This window comes from Lysobacter sp. SCRH-1R (assembly GCF_057747855.1).
Map to the genome: position 1 here is coordinate 349,061 of NZ_CM173227.1, position 22,088 is coordinate 371,148.

Annotated in this window: 19 protein-coding genes; 7 read left to right on the forward strand and 12 right to left on the reverse strand. The window is 68.8% G+C overall.

The features are described 5' to 3' along the window. Positions 1-74: 74 nt before the first annotated feature. Positions 75-896 (reverse strand): hypothetical protein, encoded by an 822-nt coding sequence (locus AC3ANK_RS01515; protein ID WP_484171932.1) that lies wholly within the window; start codon positions 894-896, stop codon positions 75-77. A 342-nt stretch (positions 897-1,238) separates the two neighbouring features. On the opposite strand from AC3ANK_RS01515, the gene AC3ANK_RS01520 reads away from it, so the two are divergent. From AC3ANK_RS01520 to AC3ANK_RS01545, 6 genes are all read left to right on the forward strand, one after another. Next, positions 1,239-2,015 carry an iron-containing redox enzyme family protein gene (locus AC3ANK_RS01520; RefSeq protein ID WP_484171933.1) on the forward strand — a complete coding sequence of 259 codons (777 nt, stop codon included), beginning with the start codon at positions 1,239-1,241 and terminating at the stop codon, positions 2,013-2,015. After that, complete coding sequence (locus tag AC3ANK_RS01525; RefSeq protein ID WP_484171934.1) at positions 2,012-2,446, forward strand: VOC family protein; 435 nt, start codon at positions 2,012-2,014, stop codon at positions 2,444-2,446. The genes AC3ANK_RS01520 and AC3ANK_RS01525 overlap by 4 nt, the downstream gene beginning before the upstream one ends. 23 nt (positions 2,447-2,469) lie before the next feature. Beyond that, entirely contained in the window at positions 2,470-3,840 is a 1,371-nt protein-coding gene (locus tag AC3ANK_RS01530; protein WP_484171935.1) for an aminotransferase class III-fold pyridoxal phosphate-dependent enzyme, read from the forward strand. A 574-nt stretch (positions 3,841-4,414) separates the two neighbouring features. Next, positions 4,415-6,235, forward strand: coding sequence for a DUF885 domain-containing protein (locus AC3ANK_RS01535; protein WP_484171936.1), 1,821 nt, complete (start codon positions 4,415-4,417; stop codon positions 6,233-6,235). Between the two features lie 102 nt (positions 6,236-6,337). Next, entirely contained in the window at positions 6,338-8,860 is a 2,523-nt protein-coding gene (locus AC3ANK_RS01540) for a mechanosensitive ion channel domain-containing protein (protein WP_206860295.1), read from the forward strand. A 416-nt stretch (positions 8,861-9,276) separates the two neighbouring features. Further along, positions 9,277-11,178, forward strand: a complete 1,902-nt coding sequence (locus tag AC3ANK_RS01545; RefSeq protein ID WP_484171937.1) for a potassium transporter Kup — start codon at positions 9,277-9,279, stop codon at positions 11,176-11,178. A gap of 15 nt (positions 11,179-11,193) precedes the next feature. Here AC3ANK_RS01545 and AC3ANK_RS01550 read toward each other — a convergent pair whose 3' ends face one another. From AC3ANK_RS01550 to AC3ANK_RS01595, 10 genes are all read right to left on the reverse strand, one after another. Next, entirely contained in the window at positions 11,194-11,352 is a 159-nt protein-coding gene (locus AC3ANK_RS01550; protein ID WP_484171938.1) for a hypothetical protein, read from the reverse strand. A gap of 10 nt (positions 11,353-11,362) precedes the next feature. Further along, on the reverse strand, positions 11,363-11,548 hold the full coding sequence (locus AC3ANK_RS01555) for a hypothetical protein (RefSeq protein ID WP_206860292.1): 186 nt from the start codon (positions 11,546-11,548) through the stop codon (positions 11,363-11,365). Positions 11,549-11,681: 133 nt separating this feature from the next. Further along, the gene (locus tag AC3ANK_RS01560) at positions 11,682-12,116 is read right to left on the reverse strand and encodes a cupin domain-containing protein (protein WP_484171939.1); all 435 of its coding nucleotides are present in this window, start codon (positions 12,114-12,116) and stop codon (positions 11,682-11,684) included. 77 nt (positions 12,117-12,193) lie between these two features. Then, positions 12,194-12,949: a 2-dehydro-3-deoxy-D-gluconate 5-dehydrogenase KduD gene (kduD, locus tag AC3ANK_RS01565; protein ID WP_484171940.1), complete on the reverse strand. Its 756-nt coding sequence runs from the start codon at positions 12,947-12,949 to the stop codon at positions 12,194-12,196. A 27-nt stretch (positions 12,950-12,976) separates the two neighbouring features. Then, a complete protein-coding gene (gene kduI / locus AC3ANK_RS01570) occupies positions 12,977-13,822 on the reverse strand; it encodes a 5-dehydro-4-deoxy-D-glucuronate isomerase (protein WP_484171941.1) in 846 nt (281 codons plus the stop codon). Positions 13,823-14,110: 288 nt separating this feature from the next. Beyond that, on the reverse strand, positions 14,111-15,208 hold the full coding sequence (locus tag AC3ANK_RS01575) for a LacI family DNA-binding transcriptional regulator (protein ID WP_206860288.1): 1,098 nt from the start codon (positions 15,206-15,208) through the stop codon (positions 14,111-14,113). Positions 15,209-15,390: 182 nt separating this feature from the next. After that, a complete protein-coding gene (locus AC3ANK_RS01580) occupies positions 15,391-16,674 on the reverse strand; it encodes a TRAP transporter large permease (RefSeq protein ID WP_206860287.1) in 1,284 nt (427 codons plus the stop codon). Between the two features lies 1 nt (position 16,675). Then, positions 16,676-17,185 (reverse strand): TRAP transporter small permease, encoded by a 510-nt coding sequence (locus AC3ANK_RS01585; RefSeq protein WP_206860286.1) that lies wholly within the window; start codon positions 17,183-17,185, stop codon positions 16,676-16,678. 8 nt (positions 17,186-17,193) lie between these two features. Then, entirely contained in the window at positions 17,194-18,210 is a 1,017-nt protein-coding gene (locus tag AC3ANK_RS01590; protein ID WP_484171942.1) for a TRAP transporter substrate-binding protein, read from the reverse strand. After that, positions 18,207-19,040: a 2-keto-4-pentenoate hydratase gene (locus AC3ANK_RS01595; RefSeq protein WP_484171943.1), complete on the reverse strand. Its 834-nt coding sequence runs from the start codon at positions 19,038-19,040 to the stop codon at positions 18,207-18,209. The genes AC3ANK_RS01590 and AC3ANK_RS01595 overlap by 4 nt, the downstream gene beginning before the upstream one ends. Positions 19,041-19,169: 129 nt before the next feature. Between AC3ANK_RS01595 and AC3ANK_RS01600 the strand changes: the two genes are divergently transcribed. After that, on the forward strand, positions 19,170-20,522 hold the full coding sequence (locus AC3ANK_RS01600) for a pectate lyase family protein (protein ID WP_484171944.1): 1,353 nt from the start codon (positions 19,170-19,172) through the stop codon (positions 20,520-20,522). Between the two features lie 462 nt (positions 20,523-20,984). Here the strand turns inward: AC3ANK_RS01600 and AC3ANK_RS01605 are convergent, their stop codons facing one another. Then, positions 20,985-22,055 (reverse strand): pectinesterase family protein, encoded by a 1,071-nt coding sequence (locus tag AC3ANK_RS01605; RefSeq protein WP_484171945.1) that lies wholly within the window; start codon positions 22,053-22,055, stop codon positions 20,985-20,987. Between the last annotated feature and the right edge of the window lie 33 nt (positions 22,056-22,088).

A 22,088-nucleotide genomic window follows, 5' to 3' on the forward strand; every position in this document is an offset into this window, starting at 1 on the left:
ACCCGGGTTGACGCTCCATCAAGGTGTCCCCGGGTGCGCTTCGCTTACCCGGGCTACAAAAGCTACAAAGGCGATCAGCCGTTCCGCGCCCGCGACTCCGGCGACGATCTCCGCCCCTGCCGCGATGCACGCATCTGCCGCAGCGACGTCTTCAACGGCAGCGCGACGCTGCGATAGAAAAACGACAGCATCCGCCGCGACTGCGGCACGCGACGCGCCAGGCCTTCCTCGATCGTGTACACGCACGGCGGACAGAAGCCGCACGGCTTGCCGTGCACGGGCTTGTGGCAGAACCAGGTCATTTCCATCAGTTCGCCCCAGCCGGCCGCGAGCGCGTCGCGCTCGATGTCGCGCTTGTCCACCTGGAACAGCGGGAAGGTGAAGCGCCCGAACAGCAGGCGCTCGGCCGCGCCCGCGCGCGCCGGGTCCACGCGCACGCTGCGGAATCCGGCGGGGTGGTCGAACTCCATCGTGCAGTCGCGCAGCACCGCCTGCACCTTGTCGTCCACGTGCACGCCCAGCTCCATGCCGTCGAGCGCTTCGCGGCGGCAGAACGCGGGCAGCCACGCGTACTGGCTGCCGATGAAAATGCGTCCGCGGATCTCGCGCAAGGCGCTGGCGATGTCCTCGTCCACCTCGATGTCGGCGACCGCCGCGCGACGCAGCGGATGAAGCAGTTCGCGCGTGTGCGGAAAGCGTTCGTACAGCCGCTCGGCGATGCGCGCCATCGTGGCGATCTCGGTGGCCGTCGACGGACGCGTGGGGTCTTCCAGGTAGTACGGCGTGACGGGCACGCGATGGCGCAACAGCAATTGCAGCAGGCGGAACGTGGAATCCCATCCGCCGGTCCACAGCAGCTTCACGCTGTCGTGGTCCTGGACGCGCGTGTTCGACATCGGGCGCGGCTCCTCTTCGCTTGACCTTTCCGTGGTGGAGCGGTCCCCATCAGCAGGCGTGGTCGTCGAGTCCGAGCCTCGCACGCACCCGGCGAATGAAGATGAACCCACGCTGTTCGCTTGCCGAACATGAATGCGCGCGCATCCGTGAAGGCGTCTTCGCAAACCTGAGCGAGTGCGCCGAAACAGGTGAAACAGGCCGAAAAAACGAGAACTGCGGGTCAACGGCGAGTGAACCTTGCCATGATTTCCGCGGGGTATGCTCCAGCCGGAATTCGTGTTCGCACGCCAACTCGCGCAATGCATGCGTCGCATGCGATGCGCACCAACCGGACCCGATGCATGTCCCTGGAAAACAGCCTGAGCCCACTCGCCACGCCGTCCTTTCCCGTCGCGATGCCTCACGGTGAATGGGACAGACAGAGCTTCTGGAACTTCGCCGACGCCGCCAAGGAAGCCACCGAGGCGCTCGCCGCGCAGAAGATGAAAGCACTGGAGGACATGCCGGTCGAATCGCTGCGCGAGTTCTGCACGCAGTACCGGTTCTTCACCATCGAGTACATCAGCGATCTCGCGTTGCTGCTCGCGAAACTTCCCTTCGGCGGGCTGCGCAGCCTGCTCAGCCAGATCCTCTCGGAAGAACTCGGCGAAGGCGATGCGTCGCGCGCGCATCCGGAAATCTACGACCGCTTCCTCGCCAGCATCGGCGTGCCGCGCGAGCGTCTTGATCGCGGACTTCCGGAAAACCGCCGCATCCTCGGCGAGCTTACGCAGGAGCTGTGGGAACGCGAGCCCGCGTTCGGCGTGGGCCTGCGCGGCATGGGCGGCGAATGCCTGTGCCAGACGTACCTGTCGGTGATGTTCGAACACCTGCGCGAACATCCGTTCATGCGCGAGAACGCCGATCGCATCGACTGGGAGTTCTGGACGATCCATGCCGGCGAGGAGGACATCGTGCACGGCGAACTCACGCGCGCGGCGATCGACCGCTACATCCAGGACGAACCTTCCGCGCTGCCGGAGCTCGCACAGGGCTACGAGCGCAGCATCACCGCGTGGAACCGCTTCTGGCAGAACATCTTCGACGCGTGCGCCACGCAGCGGGGCGCCGTCTCGTGAGCGAATCCCCGGCCAGGAAGATCACCCAGTTCCACCTCGCGTTTCCCGTGCGCGATCTCGACGAAGCCCGCCGCTTCTACGGCGAGGTGATCGGCTGCCCGAAAGGACGCAGCGACGTGTCGTACCAGGACTTCGATTTCTTCGGCCACCATCTGGTCGCGCACATCGCGCCCGACGGCGCGCCGCTGCAGACCGGCCGTTTCGACGGCGAAGCGGTGCCGGTGCCGCACTTCGGGATGAACCTGGACCGCACGTCGTGGGAGACGCTCGCGCGGCGCGTGAAGGACGCCGGCGTCGAGTTCGCCGAGGAACCGCACCTGCGCCTGAAGGGCAAGCCCGGCCAGCACGTGACGATGTTCTTCTTCGATCCGTCGGGCAATGCGCTGGAATTCAAGTCGTTCGACGATCCCGAACAGACCTTCATTCCCTGAAGTCCGTCGCGGAAGCAAACGCCATGCGTGAAGTGTCTCCCCAGGGCGCCGGCGCGACGGCGCCGTCGATCGCGCGCCGCGACGACCGCGCGCATGTGCTGCATTCGTGGTCGGCGATCGACACGCTGAACCCCACCGTCGTCGCCGGCGCATCCGGTTCGCACTTCTGGGACGAGGACGGACGACGCTGGATCGACCTGTCCAGCCAGCTCGTCAACGTCAACGTCGGCCATCAGCATCCGAAACTGGTCGCCGCGATCCAGGCGCAGGCACAGACGCTGTGCACCGTGGCGCCATACCATGCGAACGCGGCGACGAGCGAGGCGGCGCGGTTGATCGCCGAAGTCGCACCGGGCGACCTGAACCGCGTGTTCTTCACCAACGGCGGCGCGGAGGCGGTCGAGAACGCGATGCGCATGGCGCGCCTGCACACCGGCCGCCACAAGGTGCTGACGATGTATCGCAGCTACCACGGCGCGACGGCGGGCGCGATCACCGCCTCGGGCGATCCGCGACGCTGGCCGGCGGAACCGGGCATGCCGGGCATCGCGCGCTTCTGGGGGCCGTATCCGTACCGTTCGGCATTCCACGCCCGCGATGCGCGGGAGGAATGCGATCGCGCGCTGGCGCACCTGGCGGACACGATCGCGGTCGAAGGGCCTCACACCATCGCGGCGATCCTGATGGAGAGTGTGGTCGGAGGCAACGGCATCCTCGTGCCGCCGGATGGCTACCTGCAGGGCGTGCGCGCGCTGTGCGACGCGCACGGCATCGTGATGATCGCCGACGAGGTGATGGCCGGTTTCGGTCGTTGCGGGCAGTGGTTCGCGATCGACCGATGGAACGTGGTGCCCGATCTCATCACGTTCGCGAAGGGCGTGAACTCCGGTTACGTGCCGCTGGGCGGCGTGATCCTTTCCGATGCGATCGCCGCGAGCTTCGCCACGCGCGCGTATCCGGGCGGCCTCACCTACGCGGGCCATCCGCTCGCCTGCGCGGCGGCGGTGGCGTGCATCGGCATCTATCGCGAGGAAAGCCTGGTCGAACGTGCGCGTGCGCTGGGCGAGACGGTCATCGGGCCGGCGCTGGACGCGATGATGGCGCGGCACGAAAGCATCGGCGACGTGCGCGGGCTCGGCGCGTTCTGGGCGATCGAACTGGTGCGCGACCGCACCACGCGCGAGCCGCTGGTGCCGTTCAACGCGAGCGGCGAGACGAATGCGCCGATGATGCAGTTCGCGGCGGAATGCCGGCGTTTGGGCGTGTGGCCGCTGGTGATGGGCAATCGCCTGCATGTGGTGCCGCCGCTGAATATCGAGGAAGCGACGTTGCGGGAGGGGCTGGCGATCGTGGACGCGGCGTTGGGGGTGGCGGATCGGTTCTATTCGGGGTGAGTCGGGGCGCTTGCATGCGTGCGGGTGAGGTGTCGTCGTGCGTCGGGCGGAGCGCGTGGACTCGTCATCGCGGCGAAGGCGGCTCACTTCTCCGTCATTCCAGCGAAAGCGGGAAGCCATCATGATGTCCGCTTCTGCCGCTGGACGCGCCGCGCAAGAGCAGAATGGTTCCGGCTTTCGCTGGAATGACGGTGAGGTGGGTTGACGGTGTGGGAGTGCCCGGAGTGCGGTCTGGATCCCGGCCTTCGCCGGGATGAGGGCAAAGGGCGACTCACGTGAGCGGCTCTTCCAATCTCCAGTCTCACGCCCCATGGCCGACGCGCCCGGCGAGGACCAGGCGAACTTCATGCCGGGCGACGTCCGATCGGGGTACGTGGGCCTGGCGTGGGCCATGCGGTGACGGATGCGGCGTGAGGAGCGGGCGAGGCAGCCGATCTGCTCCCCGCTTCTCACTTCTCGCGCCCCGCTTCGCACGTCCCACCACTCGCGCCACAGCAGGTACTCGACGCGGCGGCGATTGGCAACGAGGATGTCGCCCTTGCCGGGCATGCCGCCCGGCGCAAACGGAGTGCGCATGACCCGTCTTTCCCTCGCGCTGGTGCTGTCGGCGACGCTCGCGGCGGCTTCGCCGGTCGCCGCTTTCGAACAGGCCGAAACCGTCGGCTCGATGATGGACCGCCAGACGATGGAGGAGGTCCGGCGCAACCCGGAGCTGCGCACGCTGCTTGGTCTGTCGGGCGACGGCATCGACCTGTCGGGCCAGCTCACCGACGTCGGCCTGCCGCGCCGCGCCGAGCTGCGCGCGCGCATGCAGGGCAACCTCGATGAGCTCAAGCACTTCGATCCGAAGCGCCTCACCGGCCAGGAGCGCTGGAATTACGGGCTGTTGAGCTGGTTCTACCAGACCCAGATCGACCTGATGAAACCCGACTGGACGCCCGCATGGCTGCCGGCGGGCGCCTCGACGTACGCCGTCGACCAGCTCTTCAGCATCCCGGTGTCGCTGCCGGGGTTCCTCGAAAACCAGCATCCCGTGCGCGACGAGGCCGGCGCGGTGTCGTACGTCTCGCGCCTGCACGCGGTGGAAACGAAGATCGACCAGGTGCGCGCGAACTTCGACATGCAGGCGAAGCAGGGCGTGCTGCCGCCGCAGACCGCGATGGAAGGCGCGGCGTCGCAGATCCGCGCGCTGATCTCGGTCGATCCGGCGAAGAGCCCGCTGGTGACGTCGTTCGAACCCAGGCTCGCCGCGCTGAAGGTGCCCGAGCCGCGCCGCGCCGAGCTGCTCAGGCAGGCCGTGCAGGCCGTTCGCGACGATGCCAACCCGGCCTACGCACGCCTGCTCGCGCGCCTGGACGAGGAGATCGCGAAGAAGCCGGGCGATCGCGGCGTGTGGGCGCTGCCGGACGGCGCCGCGTTCTACGACGCCGCGCTGCGCTGGAACACCAGCACCGACATGGATGCCGACCGGATCCACGCGCTGGGACTGTCGGAAGTCGCCCGCATCGAGGGCGAGATGGACGCGCGCCTGCGCGCGCAGGACCGCGACGAGGGCACCGTCGGCGAGCGCATGTCGGCGCTGCTGACCGACCCGCGCTTCCAGTACGAGGACACCGGGGCCGGCCACGCGGAGCTGATCGCCGACATCCGTCGCAACCTCGCGAAGCTCGATCCGCACGTGCCGGAGTACTTCGGCCGCACGCCGCCGCAGCCGCTGGACGTGCGCCCGGTGCCGAAGGAGGCCGAGGCGAACGCGCCCGGCGCGTACTACATCCAGCCTGCGATGGACGGCTCGCGTCCGGGCATCTTCTTCGTCAACTTCGGCAACCTGGAGGCGAACACCCGCTGGAGCCTGCCGACGCTGACCTACCACGAAGGCTCGCCCGGCCATCATTTCCAGATCGCCGTCGCGCAGACGCTGACCGACCTGCCGATGCTGCGCCGCAGCCTCAATCCCAGCGCGTTCACCGAAGGCTGGGCGCTGTACGCCGAGCAGCTGGCGGCGGAGATGGGGCTGTACCGCGACGATCCGTGGGGCGACCTGGGCCGCCTGCGCGCGGAGCTGTTCCGCTCCGTGCGGCTGGTCGTGGACACCGGCCTGCACCGCAAGCGCTGGACGCCGGAGCAGGCGATCGACTACATGCGCGCGCACACCGGCATGCCGGAGTCCGAGGTGCGCAGCGAGGTGTACCGCTACCTCGTGCAGCCCGGTCAGGCGTGTTCGTACAAGATCGGCCACCTGAAGTTCGTCGAACTGCGCGAACGCGCGCGCGACCAGCTGGGCGACCGCTTCGACATCCGCGCCTTCCACGACCTCGTGCTCGGCAACGGCGCGGTGCCGCTGGCGGTGCTGGAGGCGTCGGTGGACGACTGGATCCGCACGCAGCGCAAGTAAGGCCGACGCGCCCTCTCCCGCGTGCGGAGAGGGGCAGGGCGGGACGCGCGCGCGCGAAGCCCGAATTCCCCTAGACTCCCGCCCAGAACACCGGAGTGCGCGATGCGTCGATCCACGGGATGGCTGGGTGCGTTGTTGTCGCTGGCGTTCGCCATCGCGCCGGCGTTCGCGCAGGACAAGGCCGCCACGCCGGTACCGGGCACCGCGCCCGCGCCGAAGGAACCGGCCGCGGTCGCCGTCGCCGACATCGCACTGCGCGCCGACGCCGACGAGCGCTTCGCCGAAGCCATCATCCTGCGCGCGCGCGAGGAGGATCCGAGCGAGCAGCTCGCGCCGCGGCTCGACGCCATCGCGCGCTCCGTCGACGAGAAGGCGAAGATGTTCCGCCCCGGGGAGCTGCGCGAGCTGCCGGTGATGCGGCTGGAAAGCTTCGAGCGCCACTGGAAGTTCGACGCGCGCCTGTTCGCGCGCTGGCAGGACGACATGCGCGCCGCGACCGCGCCCTACGCGCAGAGCGCGTCGCAGCTCGCGCAGCGTCGCGCCGACTGGGAAGCCACGCAGGAGCAGGCGCGCGGCGGCAACCTGCCGGCGGCGCTGGCCAGCCGCGTGGATGCGCTGGTCGCGAAACTCAGGACGGCCGAACAGGCGCTGTCCGCGCCGCTGGCCCGGCAGATCGCGCTCGGCCGCCGCGCGAACCTGGTCGATGCGCGCATCCAGACCGGCCTGCGTTCGGTGGCCGAGGCGATCGAGTACATCGACCGCCGCCTGATCCGCTTCGACTCGCCCCCGCTGTGGCTCGCGCGGCAGCCGACGGGCGATTCCGACGATGCGATCAGCTCGATCCGCAAGGGTCTGGGCATCGAGGCGCGTTTCCTCACCGAATACGGCGCGTCCGACTTCGGCAACCAGCGTGCGCTGCACGTCCTGCAGGTGCTGCTGCTGCCGGTGCTGTTGCTGCTCTCGTGGCGCGCGCGACGGGCTCGACGCGAGGCCGAGCGCGCCGGCGCCGAACCCGAACCGCTGGACGCGACCACGCGCGTGCTGCAGCGGCCGTTCTCCGCGTGGCTGCTGCTGTCGATGATGGGCGTGCTGGCGTTCGAGCCGGATGCGCCGCTGCTCGCGCACCAGTTCGCGATGCTGGTCGCGCTGGTGCCGGTGCTGCGCCTGCTGCCGCCGGAGGGCCGGCGGGTGCTCGGCGTGTGGCCGTACGTCGCCACCGCGCTGTACCTGCTGGGCCGCATCGCGTTCTTCTTCCTCGCCAACGCGCTGGTGTACCGCTGGTACCACCTGGGCCTGGCCACGCTCGCGCTGGTGCTGACGTCGTGGCTGCTGTGGCGCGCGCGCCGGCAGCGCAACGCGTGGCTGCGCGACGGCTTCGGCCGCGCGGTGCACGTGGGCGCCTGGGTGAGCGTGGTGCTGCTGGCGGTGTCGATCGTCGCGAACGTGATCGGTAACGTCTCGCTGGCCGAGATGCTCAACAGTGGCGTGATCGACAGCGGCTACTTCGGCCTGGTGCTGTACGCGGGCATGACGGTGATCGTCGCGCTGCTGCGGTTGCTGCTCGCGCGCGGCGGTCAGGCGCGCCTGCGCGTGGTGCGCGAGCACGCGACGCCGCTGCTCACGCTGATCATGCGCGTGCTGACCTTCGCCGCGATCGTCGGCTGGATCGTGTTCACCATGAACCGGTTCCGCGTGTTCCGGCCGGCGTACGCGGTCGCCGAATCGGTGCTCACGCATTCGTTCCAGGTCGGCGAGTTCTCGCTGAGCCTCGGTCACGTGCTGGTGTTCTTCGTCTCGATCTACGTCGCGTTCTGGGCCGCGAAGGCCACGCGCTACCTGTTGCAGGAGGAAGTGCTCACGCGCATGTCGCTGCCGCGCGGCGTGGGCAACTCGGTGGCCTCGCTCACGTACTACGCGGTGCTGCTGCTCGGCGCGCTGGTCGCATTGACGGCGGCGGGCTTCAAGATGACGCAGCTGGCGTTCGTGTTCGGCGCGCTCGGCGTGGGCATCGGTTTCGGCCTGCAGAACGTGGTGAACAACTTCGTCTCCGGCCTGATCCTGATGTTCGAGCGGCCGATCCAGCCGGGCGACGTGGTGGAGATCACCGGCACGTCCGGCCGCGTGCGCGAGATCGGCATGCGCGCCACGACCATCAAGACCTTCGACGGCGCCGACGTGGTGGTGCCCAACGGCACGCTGCTGTCGGAGAAGCTGACCAACTGGACGCTGCTGGACCGCAACCGCCGGCTCGACGTGGACATCGGCGTGGCGTACGGCTCCGATCCGGCGAAACTGTCGGCGCTGCTGCATCACGCGACGCTGCAGACGCCGGGGATCGTCTCCAATCCGGAACCGGTGGTGCTGTTCCTGGGCTTCGGTGCGAGCGCGCTGAATTTCGGCATCCGCGCGTGGACGTACGACTACGACAACTCCGCGACGATCCGCAGCGACCTGGTCACGCGCGTGTACGGCGCGCTGAACCAGGCGGGGATCGAGTTGCCGTTCCCGCAGCAGGATCTGCACCTGCGTTCGGTGTCGGAGGAAGCGGCGGAGGCGTTGCGCGGGCGGCGTGCTGGGCGTGACGATCAGGCTCCGGACGGCGAGGGTGGGGCGGTGCCGGGCTGAGCTGTTGTTTCTGCTCTCGTCCTTCACCGCGTCGCACGCCCCGACCCTCACCCAACCCATCCCAGCTCTTGTAGCCCGGGTAAGCGAAGCGCACCCGGGGAGGCGCCCGGTGCCCCGGGTGCGCTTCGCTTACCCGGGCTACAAAGGCTGTTTCTCTTCTGCGTGTGTTCGTTGCCTTCGTGAAGCGAGCATCGCAAGTCCGAGCACGTCCTCACGCCCCGACCCTCACCCCAACCCCTCCAGCTCTGCACTCCCTTCGGTCGCAGGAGGGAGAGGGGCTTCTACGCCGCCGCAGGGAGAGGGGCTCAAGAGCGCGGCGAACTGATCCGCATCCGGACGCAGCGCCATACACCTCCCACATCCCATCGTAACCGCCCTTCCGCTGTACTGCCGCCAGGCCCACGCAGCGCGGATCGATGCGGAATGCCGAAACCCCCAGCGACAGCACGCCGGTAGCGCCGTCCACCGCGCTCCCCGCGCTCGTGCTCGCCGCGCTCGGCGTGGTCTTCGGCGACCTCGCGACCAGCCCGCTGTACGCGATGCAGGAAGCCTTCGGCGTGCACGGCGTGCGGCCGACGCCGGCCAACGTGATCGGCGTCGTCTCGCTCGCGTTCTGGGCGCTGGTCGGCGCGGTTTCGCTCAAGTACGTGCTGCTGGTCATGCGCGCGCACAACAAGGGCGAGGGCGGGATCATGGCGCTGCTCGCGCTCGCGCGTTCGTCGCTGATGCAGCATCCGCGCCGTCGCAACTGGGTCGTGATGGCGGGCCTCGCGGGCGCGGCGCTGTTCTTCGGCGACAGCGTGATCACGCCGGCGGTGTCGGTGCTCTCGGCGGTGGAAGGCGTGGAAGTGGCCGCGCCGGGCCTCGCGCCCTGGGTGCTGCCGGCGAGCGTGGCGATCGTGCTCGGCCTGTTCGCGTTGCAGCGCTTCGGCAGCGCACGCGTCGGCGCGGTGTTCGGCCCGGTGATGCTGGCGTGGCTGGTCGCGATCGGTCTGCTCGGCTTCTTCGCGATGCTGCGCCAGCCGCGGGTGCTGGTCGCGGTGAATCCGCTGCACGCGTGGGAGTTCTTCCAGCGCAACGGTTTCGCCGGATTCACCACGCTCGGCGCGACGGTGCTGGTGCTCACCGGCGCGGAGGCGCTGTACGCGGACATGGGTCACTTCGGCGCGCGGCCGATCCGCGTGGCGTGGACCGCGATCGCGCTGCCATGCCTGCTGCTGAGCTACTTCGGCCAGGGCGCGGTGCTGCTGCTCGATCCTGCCGCGTCGATGCGGCCGTTCTACCGGACCGTGCCGCAGTGGGGGCTGTTCCCGATGATCGCGCTCGCGACCGCCGCGACGGTGATCGCCTCGCAGGCGGTGATCTCCGGCGCGTACTCGATGGTCCGCGCGTGCATCCAGCTCGGCTACCTGCCGCGCATGCGCGTGATGCACACCTCCTCGCGCGTGCGCGGGCAGATCCATCTGCCGCTGGTATCGGGCCTGCTGTTGCTGCTGGTGCTCGCGGCGATGCTGGGGTTCCGCACCTCGGCCGCGCTCGCCGCGGCGTTCGGCATCGCGGTCAGCGGGACGATGCTCGCCACCACCGTGCTGGTGATCGTGGTGATGCGCCGGGTGTGGCGCTGGTCGTGGGGCGTGGTGGTGCCGCTGGGCGCGGCGATGCTCGCGGTGGACCTGGCGTTCTTCGCCGCGAACCTGATGAAGATCGCCAGCGGCGGCTGGTTCCCGATACTGCTGGGCGTCGTCGCGCTGGTGGTGATGACCACCTGGCGTCGTGGTCGCGAGCTGCTGGCGCAGCGCAATCGCAGCGACAGCCTGCCGCTGGGGCCGTGCATGCAGTCGCTGCGCGAGCACCCGCCCACGCGCGTGCCGGGCACTGCGCTGTTCCTGACCAACGATGCCGATTACGCACCGCAGGCGCTGCTGCACAACCTCAAGCACAACCGCGTGCTGCACGAACGCAACGTGCTGCTGACCGTGGTGATCCTGGATGAACCGCATGTGCCGCCGGACGAGCGCGTGCGCATCGACTCGCAGGGGGACGACTTCCATCGCATCTGCGCGCGCTTCGGGTTCGCCGAATCGCCGGACGTCCCCGGCGCGCTGGAAGCCTGCGGCGGCCACGGCCTGCACTTCGACCTGATGCAGACCACGTTCTTCACCAGTCGCGAGGACGTGATTTCCGGCGACCGCACGGGCATGGCCCACTGGCGCGACCACCTGTTCGCCTACCTCACGCGCAACGCGCTGCCGGCGACATCGTTCTTCCGCATCCCCGACAACCGGTTGATCGAGATCGGGCGGCGCGTGGCGATATGACGCCGATGCGTCCGGTCACACCGTCGCGTCGCGCATTTCCACCAGCGACGTCGTCGTCGCATCCGGCGAAGGGTCCTGCAGCGGCGCCGCTTCGCGGCTGTGCAGGTACATGTAGGCGATCACCGCGATGGCGAGGATGATCACCATCGCGATGACGATCTGGCGTCCGTTCATGCGTGCGGCCTCAGCGACGCTTCTGGTCGCCGCGATCGCCCTGGCCGGACTTCACTTCGGTGTCGGAATGACGGCGGCGATCCTGCGACAACGAGCGGCCGACGTCGTCGGATTCCTTGAAGCGTCCCTTCTCGTCGCGACGCACGTAACGCTTGTCGCCGTTCGGGGCGATGAGTTCGCGCTTGCTCGATGCCATCGGCATGCCTCCTTCGCTGGACGATGCCTCATGCTGGTCCGGCGCCGGTTAAGACAGGGCGAATGAAGGCCGCCTTCATGCGCTGTGCGCGCGCCTCACGGCATCTTCACCGTCGACTTCGCGCGGATGCGCCTCAGCGCTGCGCGCGCCTGCGATAGACGACGATGATCACGAGGTCCTCATCGCCGCGCTGCACCAGCGCGTGCGTGCTGCCATCGCGCGTGAGGATCGCGTCGCCGGCGCCCACCTCGCGCCGCTTGCCGTCGAGCAGCAGTTCGCCGCGGCCGGAGAGCACGTAGTAGATCTCGTCCTTGTCGTTGCGGTGCTCGCCGATCGTCGCGCCCGGATGCAGTGCGCGCTGGCGGAAGACGATGTCGAAGCCTTCGGCCTGTTCGAAGAAGGGGTAGGCGGTCGTGGTGCCTTCGCCTTCGTGCGGGCCGGGTTGCTGCACCGCGATGTCGCGCGCATTCTCGACGTAGGAGTCGCGGCGCGGTTCGGCGGCGTGGGCGGTGGTCACGCACGTGGCAACGATCGATGCGTGGGCGATGAAGCGGATGCGTCGATTCACGTCATCTCTCCCTTCCGGCAACTACGCTCTTGTAGCCCGGGTAAGCGAAGCGCACCCGGGGAAGCGCACCGCGGTACTCAGCGCGCCAGCCACCCACCATCCACCGGCAGGATCGCGCCGTTCACGTAATCCGACGCACTCGACGCCAGGAACACCGCCGCGCCGCCCAGGTCCGCCGGCGTGCCCCAGCGCCCCGCGGGGATGCGGCCGAGGATCTCCGCGCTGCGCGCTTCGTCCGCGCGCAGCTGCGCGGTGTTGTCGGTCGCCATGTAGCCCGGCGCGATCGCGTTGACGTTGATGCCCTTGTTCGCCCATTCGTTGGCGAGCAGGCGCGTGATGCCGGCGATGCCGCTCTTGCTCGCGGTGTACGACGGCACGCGGATGCCGCCCTGGAACGACAGCATCGAGGCGATGTTGACGATCTTGCCGCCGCCGCTGGCGATCATGTGCCGGCCCGCGGCCTGCGCCATGAAGAACGCGGCCTTGATGTTCACGTTCATCACGTCGTCCCAGTCCTTCTCGGTGAAATCCACCGCGTCGGCACGACGGATCAGACCGGCGTTGTTGACCAGGATGTGCAGTCCGCCCAGGCCGTCGAGCGTTTCGCGCACGACGCGTCCGATCGGCTCCACGCTCGACAGGTTCGCCTCGATCGCGACAAAGCGGCGGCCGAGCGCACGCACCTTTTCCTCCGTCTCCCGCGGCGCCTGGATGCCGGCGGCGGCGATGTCCGCGCCCGCTTCGGCAAGCGCCACCGCAATGCCCTGGCCGAGACCGGTGTTGGCGCCGGTGACCAGCGCGACCTTGCCCTGCAGACTGAACGGATTTGCCACGGACGTCTCCCCTGTTTCGTGTGAGGCCTACTTCAGCTGGCAGATGTCCAGCTGGTTCATGTCGGTGTAGTCGAGGTTCTCGCCGCCCATCGCCCAGATGAAGCAGTAGTTCTTCGTGCCCGAGCCCATGTGGATCGACCACGGCGGCGACACGACGGCTTCGTCGTTCGCGATCACCAGGTGGCGCATGTCGGCCGGGTCGCCCATGAAATGCATGACGCGCTGGTCGTCGAGGCCGAAGTAGAAATAGACCTCCGAACGGCGGTCGTGCAGGTGCGGCGGCATGGTGTTCCACACGCTGCCGGGCTTGAGGATGGTCAGGCCGAGCAGCAGCTGGCACGACTTCACGGTCGCCGGGACGATGTACTGGTAGATCGTGCGTTCGTTCGAGGTCTCCAGCGCGCCGCGTTCCAGCGGCACGGCCTGCGCGATGGAAATGTGCTTCGCTTCGAAGCGCGCGTGCGCCGGCGTGGAGGCGAGATAGAACTTCGCGGGCGTGGTGGCGTCGTTCGACGCGAACGCGACGTCGGCGCTGCCCATCGGCACGTACAGGCCGTCCTTGGGTTCCAGCGTGTAGGAGGTGCCGTCGACGGTGACGGTTCCGGTTCCCGCGCCGACGTTGACGATGCCAAGCTCGCGGCGTTCGAGGAACGGCTTGCCCGCGGCGGAGGCGGGCTCGGTCTGCTGCGGCAGCGACACGGAGGCGGTGGTCGGCGCGGCGCCGCCGATGACGAAGCGCTCGTTGTGCGAGTAGTTCAGGACGACCTGGCCCGGGACGAAGAGACCGTCGATGAGGTAGCGCTCGCGCAGCTGGTCGTTGCTGGCGCCGGCCATCATGTCCGGGTGGGTGGCGTGATAGGTCTTGCGGAACATCGGGCCTCTCCGGTGGTTCGGGCCGGCGCGCGACGCCGCCCGGCGGGTGATTGGGGGGATGATGGCGGGTTTTGGTAACCGGTGTCAAAAGGCTGGGGAGGGTGCGGAGGAGAGAGTGGGAAGTGGATGGGGTGAGGGAGGCCGCCGGTTCACCATGGCGCGCACCGCTGAACCAGCTCTTGTAGCCCGGGTAAGCGAAGCGCACCCGGGGAGGCGCCCGGTGCCCCGGGTGCGCTTCGCTTACCCGGGCTACAAAGGCTTCCTCTCCCGCGGGGAGAGGGGTTCGAATCAACCCCTGGGTCGCTGCGTCGAATCCCGTACCACCAGCTGCGGGCTCACCGTGCGCGGCTCGACGGTGGCGGCATCGGCGGCCGAAGGCTCCTCGCCCAGCAGCATCTGCGCCGCCTGGCGGCCGACGTCGCGCGTCGGCGAATGGATCGTGGTCAGCGCGGGCCACAGCTGCGCGGCGAGCGGGCTGTCGTCGAAGCCCACCACCGACAGGTCGCCCGGAATCGACAGTCCGCGACGCATCGCCGCCTTGTACACGCCGGCGGCCATCTCGTCGTTGCAGGCGAAGATCGCCGTCGGACGCGGCGATTTGGCGAGCAGGTATTCCGCGCCCGCCACGCCCGAGTCGAACGTGTACCCGCCTTCGAAAATGTAATCCGGCGTCAGCTGGATGCCGCGCGCGTCGAGGCCGGCCAGGAAGCCGCCGCCGCGCTCGATCGTGGAACGGTAGCGGCGCGGACCGGTGATCAGGCCGATCGTGCGATGGCCCAGCGATTCGACGTAGTTCGCCGCTTCGGTGCTGGCCTGGCGGTCCTGCGTGACCAGCATGTGCGCCGCCGCGTCCATCGGCACCGAGGCGATGCGCACGTAGCGCACGCCGATCTCGCGCATCGCCGCGGCCAGCTGTTCGTCCTCGGACACGCGCGGAATCAGGATCACGCCGTGCAGCTTCTGCTGCTGCACGAAGCGGCGCACGCCGTCGATGTAGTCCTCCTTCGAGGAATCGCACGGATGCACCACCAGTTCGTAGCCTGAATCGCGCAGCGCATCCAGCGCGCCGTACTGCATGTTCACGATGTACTGCGCGGTCGGGTTGTCGTACACCAGCCCGATCAGGAACGAGCGCCGGAACGCCAGTCCGCGCGCCTGCGGATCGGGCGTGTAGCCCAACTGCTTCATCAGCGCGAGTACTTTCTCGCGCGTTTCCGGATGCACCAGCGGCGAGTTGTTGATGACGCGCGAGACGGTCTTCTTCGAAACCCCGGTGAGCCGCGCGATGTCGTTGATCGTCGCCTTTCCGGTCAGTGCGGCGTCCTCCGGCGCGGGCAGCGGCGAGGCGGTGCGGGAACGTCGGGTGCGCGGCGCGGGTTCGGTCATGTGGGAATTCTAGCCGCCCCTCCGGGCCTTGGCCGCCGCCTGTCGCATCGTGCCGGGATTCGGGATTGGAACAGCAGGCACCGCGATACCCATCGTCCGGAATGCCGCATGCGCGACGCCCTGATCCGGCCGGCTTTGGCGAATCCCGAATTCGCAGTCCCGAATCCGGGCTTTAAAACGCCTCAAGCCTTCAACACCGCCGGCAGCCACAGCGACAGCGCCGGCACGAACGCCACCACCAGCAGCACCGCGAGGCCGGCCAGCCAGAACGGCCAGATCGTCCGCATGCTCTGGCCGATGCTGATCTTGCCGATCGCGGTACCGACGAACAGCACCGACCCCAGCGGCGGGCTGATCAGGCTCAGGCCGCCCTTGAGCACCAGGATCACGCCGAAGTGCACCGGATCGATGCCGATGGCGCGCGCCACCGGCAGGAAGATCGGCGTGCAGATCAGGATCATCGGCGCCAGATCCAGGAACGTGCCCAGCACCAGCAGCACCAGGATCATCATCAGCAGCATCAGGTTGCGGTCCTGCGTCAGGCCGGTGAGGAAATCCACCGATGCCGACGGCACCTGCAGGTACGCCAGCAACCAGCCGAACACCGCCGCCGTGGCGATCACGAACAGGATCGCCCCCGCACTGCGCGCCGCATGCACCACCGTGCCGAGGAACTCACGCCATGGCATCTGCCGGTACAGCACGCTGGTGACCAGCAGCGCGTACACGACCGCGATCGCCGCGCTTTCCACCGCGGTGAAGATGCCCGCGCGGATGCCGACGAAGATCAATGCGACCAGGCCCAGGCCCGGCAGCGCCGACACCAGCCGCAGCGCGACCGCGCGCCATCCGGGGAAGATCTCCACGCCGTAGCCGCGACGCCGCGCGACCGCGTAGCAGGTGACCATCAGCACCAGCGTCATCAGCAGCGCGGGCACGATGCCCGCGGCGAACAGGTCGGCGATCGACAGGCCGCCGCCCGCCGCGGCCGAATACAGGATCAGATTGTGCGAAGGCGGCACCAGCAGCGCGACGAGCGCGGCGGTGATGCACACGTTCACGGCGAAATCGCGGTCGTATCCGCGCTGCACCATCTGCGGGATCATCGTGCCGCCGACGGCCGACACGTCGGCGAGCGCCGAGCCCGACACGCCGCCGAAGAACAGCGACGACAGGATGCTCACCTGACCCAGTCCGCCGCGCATGCGCCCGACCAGCGACGAGGCCAGCCCGATCAGACGTTCGGAAATCCCGCCGCGCAGCATGATCTCGCCGGCGAAGATGAACAATGGAATCGCGATCAGGCTCGCCGAGCCCGAACCGGCGGACACCTGTTGCACCATCACGATCGACGGCACGTCCAGGTACAGCAGCGTCGCCAGCGATGCGGCGGCCAGCGCGTACGCCACCGGCACGCCCAGCACCAGCAGTACGCCGAACATCACGAACAGCAATGCGATCGCCATGTCAGTGGCCCTCCGGCGCGGGCGCGTCGAAGATCATCCGGGTCAGCCCGAACAGCGCCATCAGCGCGCCGCCGACCGCCAGCGGCAGGTAGTCGATGCTTTCCGGCAGCGGCGCACCGGCGGTGGGAATGTGCACGCCGTCGACGAACAGCACGCCACCCCAGTACGCCAGCATCAAACCGATCACCACGATCACCGCCGACTGCAGCAGGTGCACCGCGTGTTTCGCGCGCGGCCCCAATGCTTCGGCCAGCAACGAGAACGCGAAATGCCGGCGCGTGTGCACGCCGGCGGCGGCGCCCATGCTCATCGCGGTGCTCAGCATCAACAGCGTGACCGGCTCGGTCCAGCTGGGCGAATCGTTCAACACGTAGCGCGCGATCACCTGCCAGCCCTGCACCAGCACCAGCGCGAGCAGCGCGAGGGCCGCCACCGCGATGGTCCAGTCGGCCAGGCGATCGCAGGTGCGTTGCAGGATCGAGGAAGGAACCGGTAGTGCGGTGGCCACCATGGGAGTCCTCACGCAAGGTCGCGGATTTGCCGGTACAGCGCGTCGATCGCCGGATCCTGGCGGTAGAACGCCAGGAGCGGCTGCGCGGCGGCGCGGAAGGCGGGGATGTCGCATTCGTTGGACAGCACGCCGGCCTCCTTCACGATGCGCCGCGCGTCGTCTTCCTGCTGCGCCCACATCGTGCGCATCACGCCGACCGATTCGCGCGCGAGCCGAAGCAGCGTGTCGCGGTCGCGCGCTTGCAGCGAATCGAAGGTCCGGCGCGAGAGCAGCAGCACGTCCGGCGCCCACGAATGATCGCTGTGCGACCAGTAGCGCGCGGCTTCGAAATGGCGGCTGGACTGGAAGCTGCGGATGTTGTTCTCCGCGCCGTCGATCATGTGCGTCTCCATGCCGGAGAACACCTCGCCCAGCGGCAACGGCGTGGGGTTCGCGCCGAACAGGCGCAGCATGCGGATGAAGATGTCCGACACCGGCACGCGGATCTTCAGGCCGTCCAGGTCGGGCGGCGCCACGATCGGATGCTTGATGTTGTAGAAGCAGCGCGGTCCGCTGTCGTAGATCGCAAGGCCGACCAGGCCGCGCGCTCCGAACCCGCGCAGCACCTGTGCGCCGACGTCGCCGTCGATCGCGTGGCGCAGGTGTTCGGTGGAATCGAACACGTACGGCAGGCACAGCGCCTGGGTGAGCGGGAAGGCGTTGTTCAGCGCGCCGGTGTAGACGCGGGTGATGTCGATGGCGCCGAAGCGCGCCATGTCGATCGCTTCCGATTCGCGCCCGAGCTGACCCGCGTGGTACTGGCGCAGGCGCACGCGGCCTTCGGTTTCGCGTTCCAGCTGCTCGCCGATCCACTTCACCGCCTGCACGGTCGGGTAACCCTTCACGTGCACGTCGGTGGCGGTGAGCACGCGCGCCGGTTCCGCCGCGCGCAGTGCGTCGGGCAGGGCACCGGCGACGCATGCGGCGCCCAATCCGGCGAGGAAACGGCGTCGTTGCGGATGCGGGTCGTGTCGGCCTTCGCTCATGCGCGCTCCCCGGATGGCGTGGCGGCCACGGCGTCGCAATGGATCTCCCCCCATTCGCCGAAGCTGATCCGCGCGCGCTGGCCGGCGACGATGTCGTGGATACCGGTCGCCGCGCCGGTGGTCACCAGCATGCCGCGCTTGAGCGGATGGCCGCGACGCGCGCAGCGCGACAGCGCGAACGCCAGTGCGGCGAGCAGCCCGCCGCTGATCGAGGCCGCGCCGCCTTCGCCGACGAGGCGGCCGTCGATGAAGGTCTCGCAGGTGAGTTCTTCCGCCGCACGTCGCTGCCAGCCGGGGATTTCCGCGCCGAGCACCAGCCCCGCGTTGTTGCCGAAATCCGACACCACCACCGGTGGGCCGAGCACGTTGATCAGCGGCAGCGGGCTGCCGGCGAGTTCGACACCGACGTGCAGCGCGCCGACGAACGCGGCGGCTTCGGCGGCGGTGTAGGCGGTCTTGTCCGGCGGCGCGTCGCGATCGACGCGGAACACGAACTCGGCTTCAACCGCGGCGAAACCGCCGGGGATCACCGCGAACGTGCCGCTCGCGCCCGCACGCGGCGCCTGCACCGCGCCTTCGAAGATCGGACCGACCAGGCGTTCCTCGCCGAGCGTGGTTTCCCAGTCCGCCGGAATCCTGCCGACCTTCCAGCCCACGACCGGGCGGTCCCACAGCGCGATGGCGAGGTCCTGGCAGGCATAGCCTTCGTCCAGGTTCGCCGGCACGGAACCCGGGTATTGGGGGAGCGCCCGCGCCTGGCGGCGCGCGTCCACGAGCCGGCCGGCGATCGTTGCGCGGTCGCTGCCCGCGTCGGGCGGGTGTCTGTCCATGCGGCGGCGGTCCCCTGCTGATCGGCTGTTGGGCCTGTTGTATAGGAAACCGGTGTCATTGACAATCGGGGCATACACTCGGATCACGGCTCGGGGAGGGGACGGATGGGGAAGCACCGCAGCAACGGCATGATTCATGGGACGGCGCGCGCGCTCGCGTGGGGCGTGTTGCTGGTGTCCGCCGCGCTCCCGGGCCTTTCCGCCGCGACGCAGTCGCCCGAACCCATGTCCCCCGGGACAGCGGCGCTCGCCTTCCCGGGCGCGCAGGGCTGGGCCGCGCACACGCCGGGCGGCCGCGGCGGGAAGATCCTGCGCGTGACCACGCTGGCCGCGAGCGGCCCCGGTTCCTTCGCCGAGGCGATCGCAATGCCGGGCCCGCGCATCGTCGTGTTCGAGGTCGGCGGCGTGATCGATCTGGGCATGAAGGAGCTGCGCATCACCGAGCCCTTCCTCACCATCGCCGGACAGACCGCGCCGCAGCCGGGCATCACCTTCATCAAGGGCGGCCTGACCATCGCCACGCACGACGTGGTGATCCGCCACGTCCGCATGCGCCCGGGGGACGGCGGCATGCCGACGTTTTCCGGCGACATCGACGCGATCACCACCGTGCGCGGCGCGCGCGACGTCATCGTCGATCATTGTTCGCTGACGTGGGCGACGGACGAGAACCTGTCGGCGTCGAGCACGCGTTTCCATGGCGAGGACGAGAAGGCGTGGATGGACGCGGCCTCGCGCCGCATCACCTACAGCAACAACATCATCGCCGAGGGCCTGGCGAACGCCACGCACAAGAAAGGCGAGCATTCCAAGGGCACGCTGATCCACGACCACGTCAACGACGTGTTGATCATCGGCAACCTCTACGCGCACAACTACGAGCGCAACCCGCTGTTCAAGGGCGGCGCGCGCGGACAGGTGCTCAACAACCTGATCTACGACCCGGGCCAGCGCGCCGTGCACTACAACCTCATCGCCGAGGAATGGCGGGGGCATCAGTATTCGCGTGGGCGGGTCGTCGCGCGCGGCAACGTGATGCGTGCGGGCCTCTCGACCGAGGACGTCGCGTTCTTCCAGGTGGGCGGCTCGGGCGATGTCGACGTGTTCCTCGAGGACAACCTGGCGGTGGACCGCCTCGGCAACCCGCTGCCGCAGCAGGGCCGTTACACCACGACGCCGATCCGCGTGGATGCGATGGAGCGCGCGCCGGCGCTGCCGTTCGGCGTGACGCTGCTGCCGTCGTCGAAGGTGCAGGACGCGGTGATCGCGAACGCGGGTGCGCGTCCGTGGGATCGCGACGACGTGGACCGGCGCATCCTCGCGGATGCGATCGAAGGACGCGGGCGGATCATCGACAGCCAGGAGCAGGTGGGGGGCTATCCGGTGCAGAAGGAGACGCGGCAGGCGTTCGTTCCCGGTGATTGGGACCTGGAGACGATGGAGCCGTTGAAGGCGCTGCCGCGGCGGGAGCCGTTGAAGTAGGGGAGGCATGGTGCGCGGTTGCGCCCTTTCTCGCCGCCGTCTCCCTTCCGCCCTCCCATCCTCTCTCCGTCATCCCGGCGAAGGCCGGGATCCAGGCGCGCATCTCAGGGGCACTCTGTTAGTGGTGACCCACCTCTTCGTCATTCCAGCGAAAGCTGGAATCCACTCTGCTTTTGCTCCTGCTGGGATGACGACTATCCCGCGAGGACGGCTTTATCGAGAGAACTGTTTTTCTCGGAACGACGACCTACGACGCGGCTGCTCTTGTAGCCCGGGTAAGCGAAGCGCACCCGGGTTGGAGAGTCGACCGCGTCCCCGGGTGCGCTTCGCTTACCCGGGCTACAACGTCTACAACGGCTTTTGCCCTTCACGTCCGTCGTCGGCGGAACGGGCAAGCGACCGCGGGCGCGATGAAGACGAGGAAGAGCAGGGCGACGTGGAGGTGCTTGAACATGAAGTGCCTCAACCGGGCCGCCACGCGTCGAGCACACGCTCGCGCGCGAAGGCGGAGACACGTTCGCGCGGAAGGAGGCGACGCGAGCCGGAGCGGTGCGCGCCGGGGCCCGAGCTGTCGTGTTCGAACAGCCGCGCGTCGTCGGATCGAAGCATCACGCGGCGCCCGTCGCGCGCGGTGTAGCCCATTTCGTCCCAGCCGCGCGCGTCGATGTGCGCGTCCATCCAGCACGACAGGTAGACCGCTGCGCCGACCGCGTCCGGATCGCCGTACTTGCCGTCAGGAAAGGTGCGTCCGGGTCGCCACGCGCGGCCAAGCGCGACGCTGCCGTCCGGAATCGCCGCATCGCGCGTGAGCCGGCAAGTAACGAACGTGAGGCCGAACGGCTGCGCCGATGGGGTGCACGGCACGGCGACATAGCCCTGGCGATCCTTTCCCGGGCGGTAGCGCGAATGCAGCTGGCACCGCTCGAACAGCGCATTGCCGCCGCCGAAGATGAAATCGACGCTGCCGTCGATGCGGCAATCGTGGAACAAGCTGCGGCCGGCATCGGCGAACAGCGTGTCCTGGTGACCGATGAAATCCACGCGCTCGAACGCGGCGCAATCGCTGCCCGCGTCGAGCATCAACGCCACCGCCTGCGCGCCGTTCGGACCGATGGGCTCGAACTTCGGTGCGGCGAGATTGCCGACGTAGTCGAAGGCGTTCTCGATGGTGAGGTTCGTGGCGCTGAAATCCGGTGCTCGGACGATGACGCTCGCGCAGCCCCAGGTGCCCCAGGGTTCGCCGTCCGGACGCTTCATGCCGGCGGCGGCGTCGAAGGTGAGGACGCTTCCGGTGCGATCCTCGCCGACGAGGTGCACGTTCGGTTTGTCGACCAGCAGTTTTTCGTGCCAGCGACCGCGGGTGACGAGGATGCGGAAGGCTTTCGTCCCGTTCGCCGGCGCTGCGCCGAGGGCTTCGGCGATGGTGGGGTAGGTAGGGGCTTCGGGGCGTGGCGTCTTTGCGGCGATGGCGTCGAAGGCTGTTTGCCCGTACGTTTTCGCGAGCGACTTCGCCCCGCTCCGCCCCGCGGCCATCGGGCATCGCCCGATGGCGTTCGTCCGGACGCG

Bases quoted from the DNA above. Each gene is read 5' to 3' on its own strand.
- AC3ANK_RS01515 (WP_484171932.1), bottom strand. From the start codon at position 896: ATGTCGAACACGCGCGTCCAGGACCACGACAGCGTGAAGCTGCTGTGG.
- AC3ANK_RS01520 (WP_484171933.1), top strand. From the start codon at position 1,239: ATGTCCCTGGAAAACAGCCTGAGCCCACTCGCCACGCCGTCCTTTCCC.
- AC3ANK_RS01530 (WP_484171935.1), top strand. From the start codon at position 2,470: ATGCGTGAAGTGTCTCCCCAGGGCGCCGGCGCGACGGCGCCGTCGATC.
- AC3ANK_RS01535 (WP_484171936.1), top strand. From the start codon at position 4,415: ATGACCCGTCTTTCCCTCGCGCTGGTGCTGTCGGCGACGCTCGCGGCG.
- AC3ANK_RS01540 (WP_206860295.1), top strand. From the start codon at position 6,338: ATGCGTCGATCCACGGGATGGCTGGGTGCGTTGTTGTCGCTGGCGTTC.
- AC3ANK_RS01545 (WP_484171937.1), top strand. From the start codon at position 9,277: ATGCGGAATGCCGAAACCCCCAGCGACAGCACGCCGGTAGCGCCGTCC.
- AC3ANK_RS01550 (WP_484171938.1), bottom strand. From the start codon at position 11,352: ATGAACGGACGCCAGATCGTCATCGCGATGGTGATCATCCTCGCCATC.
- AC3ANK_RS01555 (WP_206860292.1), bottom strand. From the start codon at position 11,548: ATGGCATCGAGCAAGCGCGAACTCATCGCCCCGAACGGCGACAAGCGT.
- kduI (WP_484171941.1), bottom strand. From the start codon at position 13,822: ATGTTCCGCAAGACCTATCACGCCACCCACCCGGACATGATGGCCGGC.
- AC3ANK_RS01575 (WP_206860288.1), bottom strand. From the start codon at position 15,208: ATGACCGAACCCGCGCCGCGCACCCGACGTTCCCGCACCGCCTCGCCG.
- AC3ANK_RS01580 (WP_206860287.1), bottom strand. From the start codon at position 16,674: ATGGCGATCGCATTGCTGTTCGTGATGTTCGGCGTACTGCTGGTGCTG.
- AC3ANK_RS01585 (WP_206860286.1), bottom strand. From the start codon at position 17,185: ATGGTGGCCACCGCACTACCGGTTCCTTCCTCGATCCTGCAACGCACC.
- AC3ANK_RS01590 (WP_484171942.1), bottom strand. From the start codon at position 18,210: ATGAGCGAAGGCCGACACGACCCGCATCCGCAACGACGCCGTTTCCTC.
- AC3ANK_RS01595 (WP_484171943.1), bottom strand. From the start codon at position 19,040: ATGGACAGACACCCGCCCGACGCGGGCAGCGACCGCGCAACGATCGCC.
- AC3ANK_RS01600 (WP_484171944.1), top strand. From the start codon at position 19,170: ATGATTCATGGGACGGCGCGCGCGCTCGCGTGGGGCGTGTTGCTGGTG.
- AC3ANK_RS01605 (WP_484171945.1), bottom strand. From the start codon at position 22,055: ATGGCCGCGGGGCGGAGCGGGGCGAAGTCGCTCGCGAAAACGTACGGG.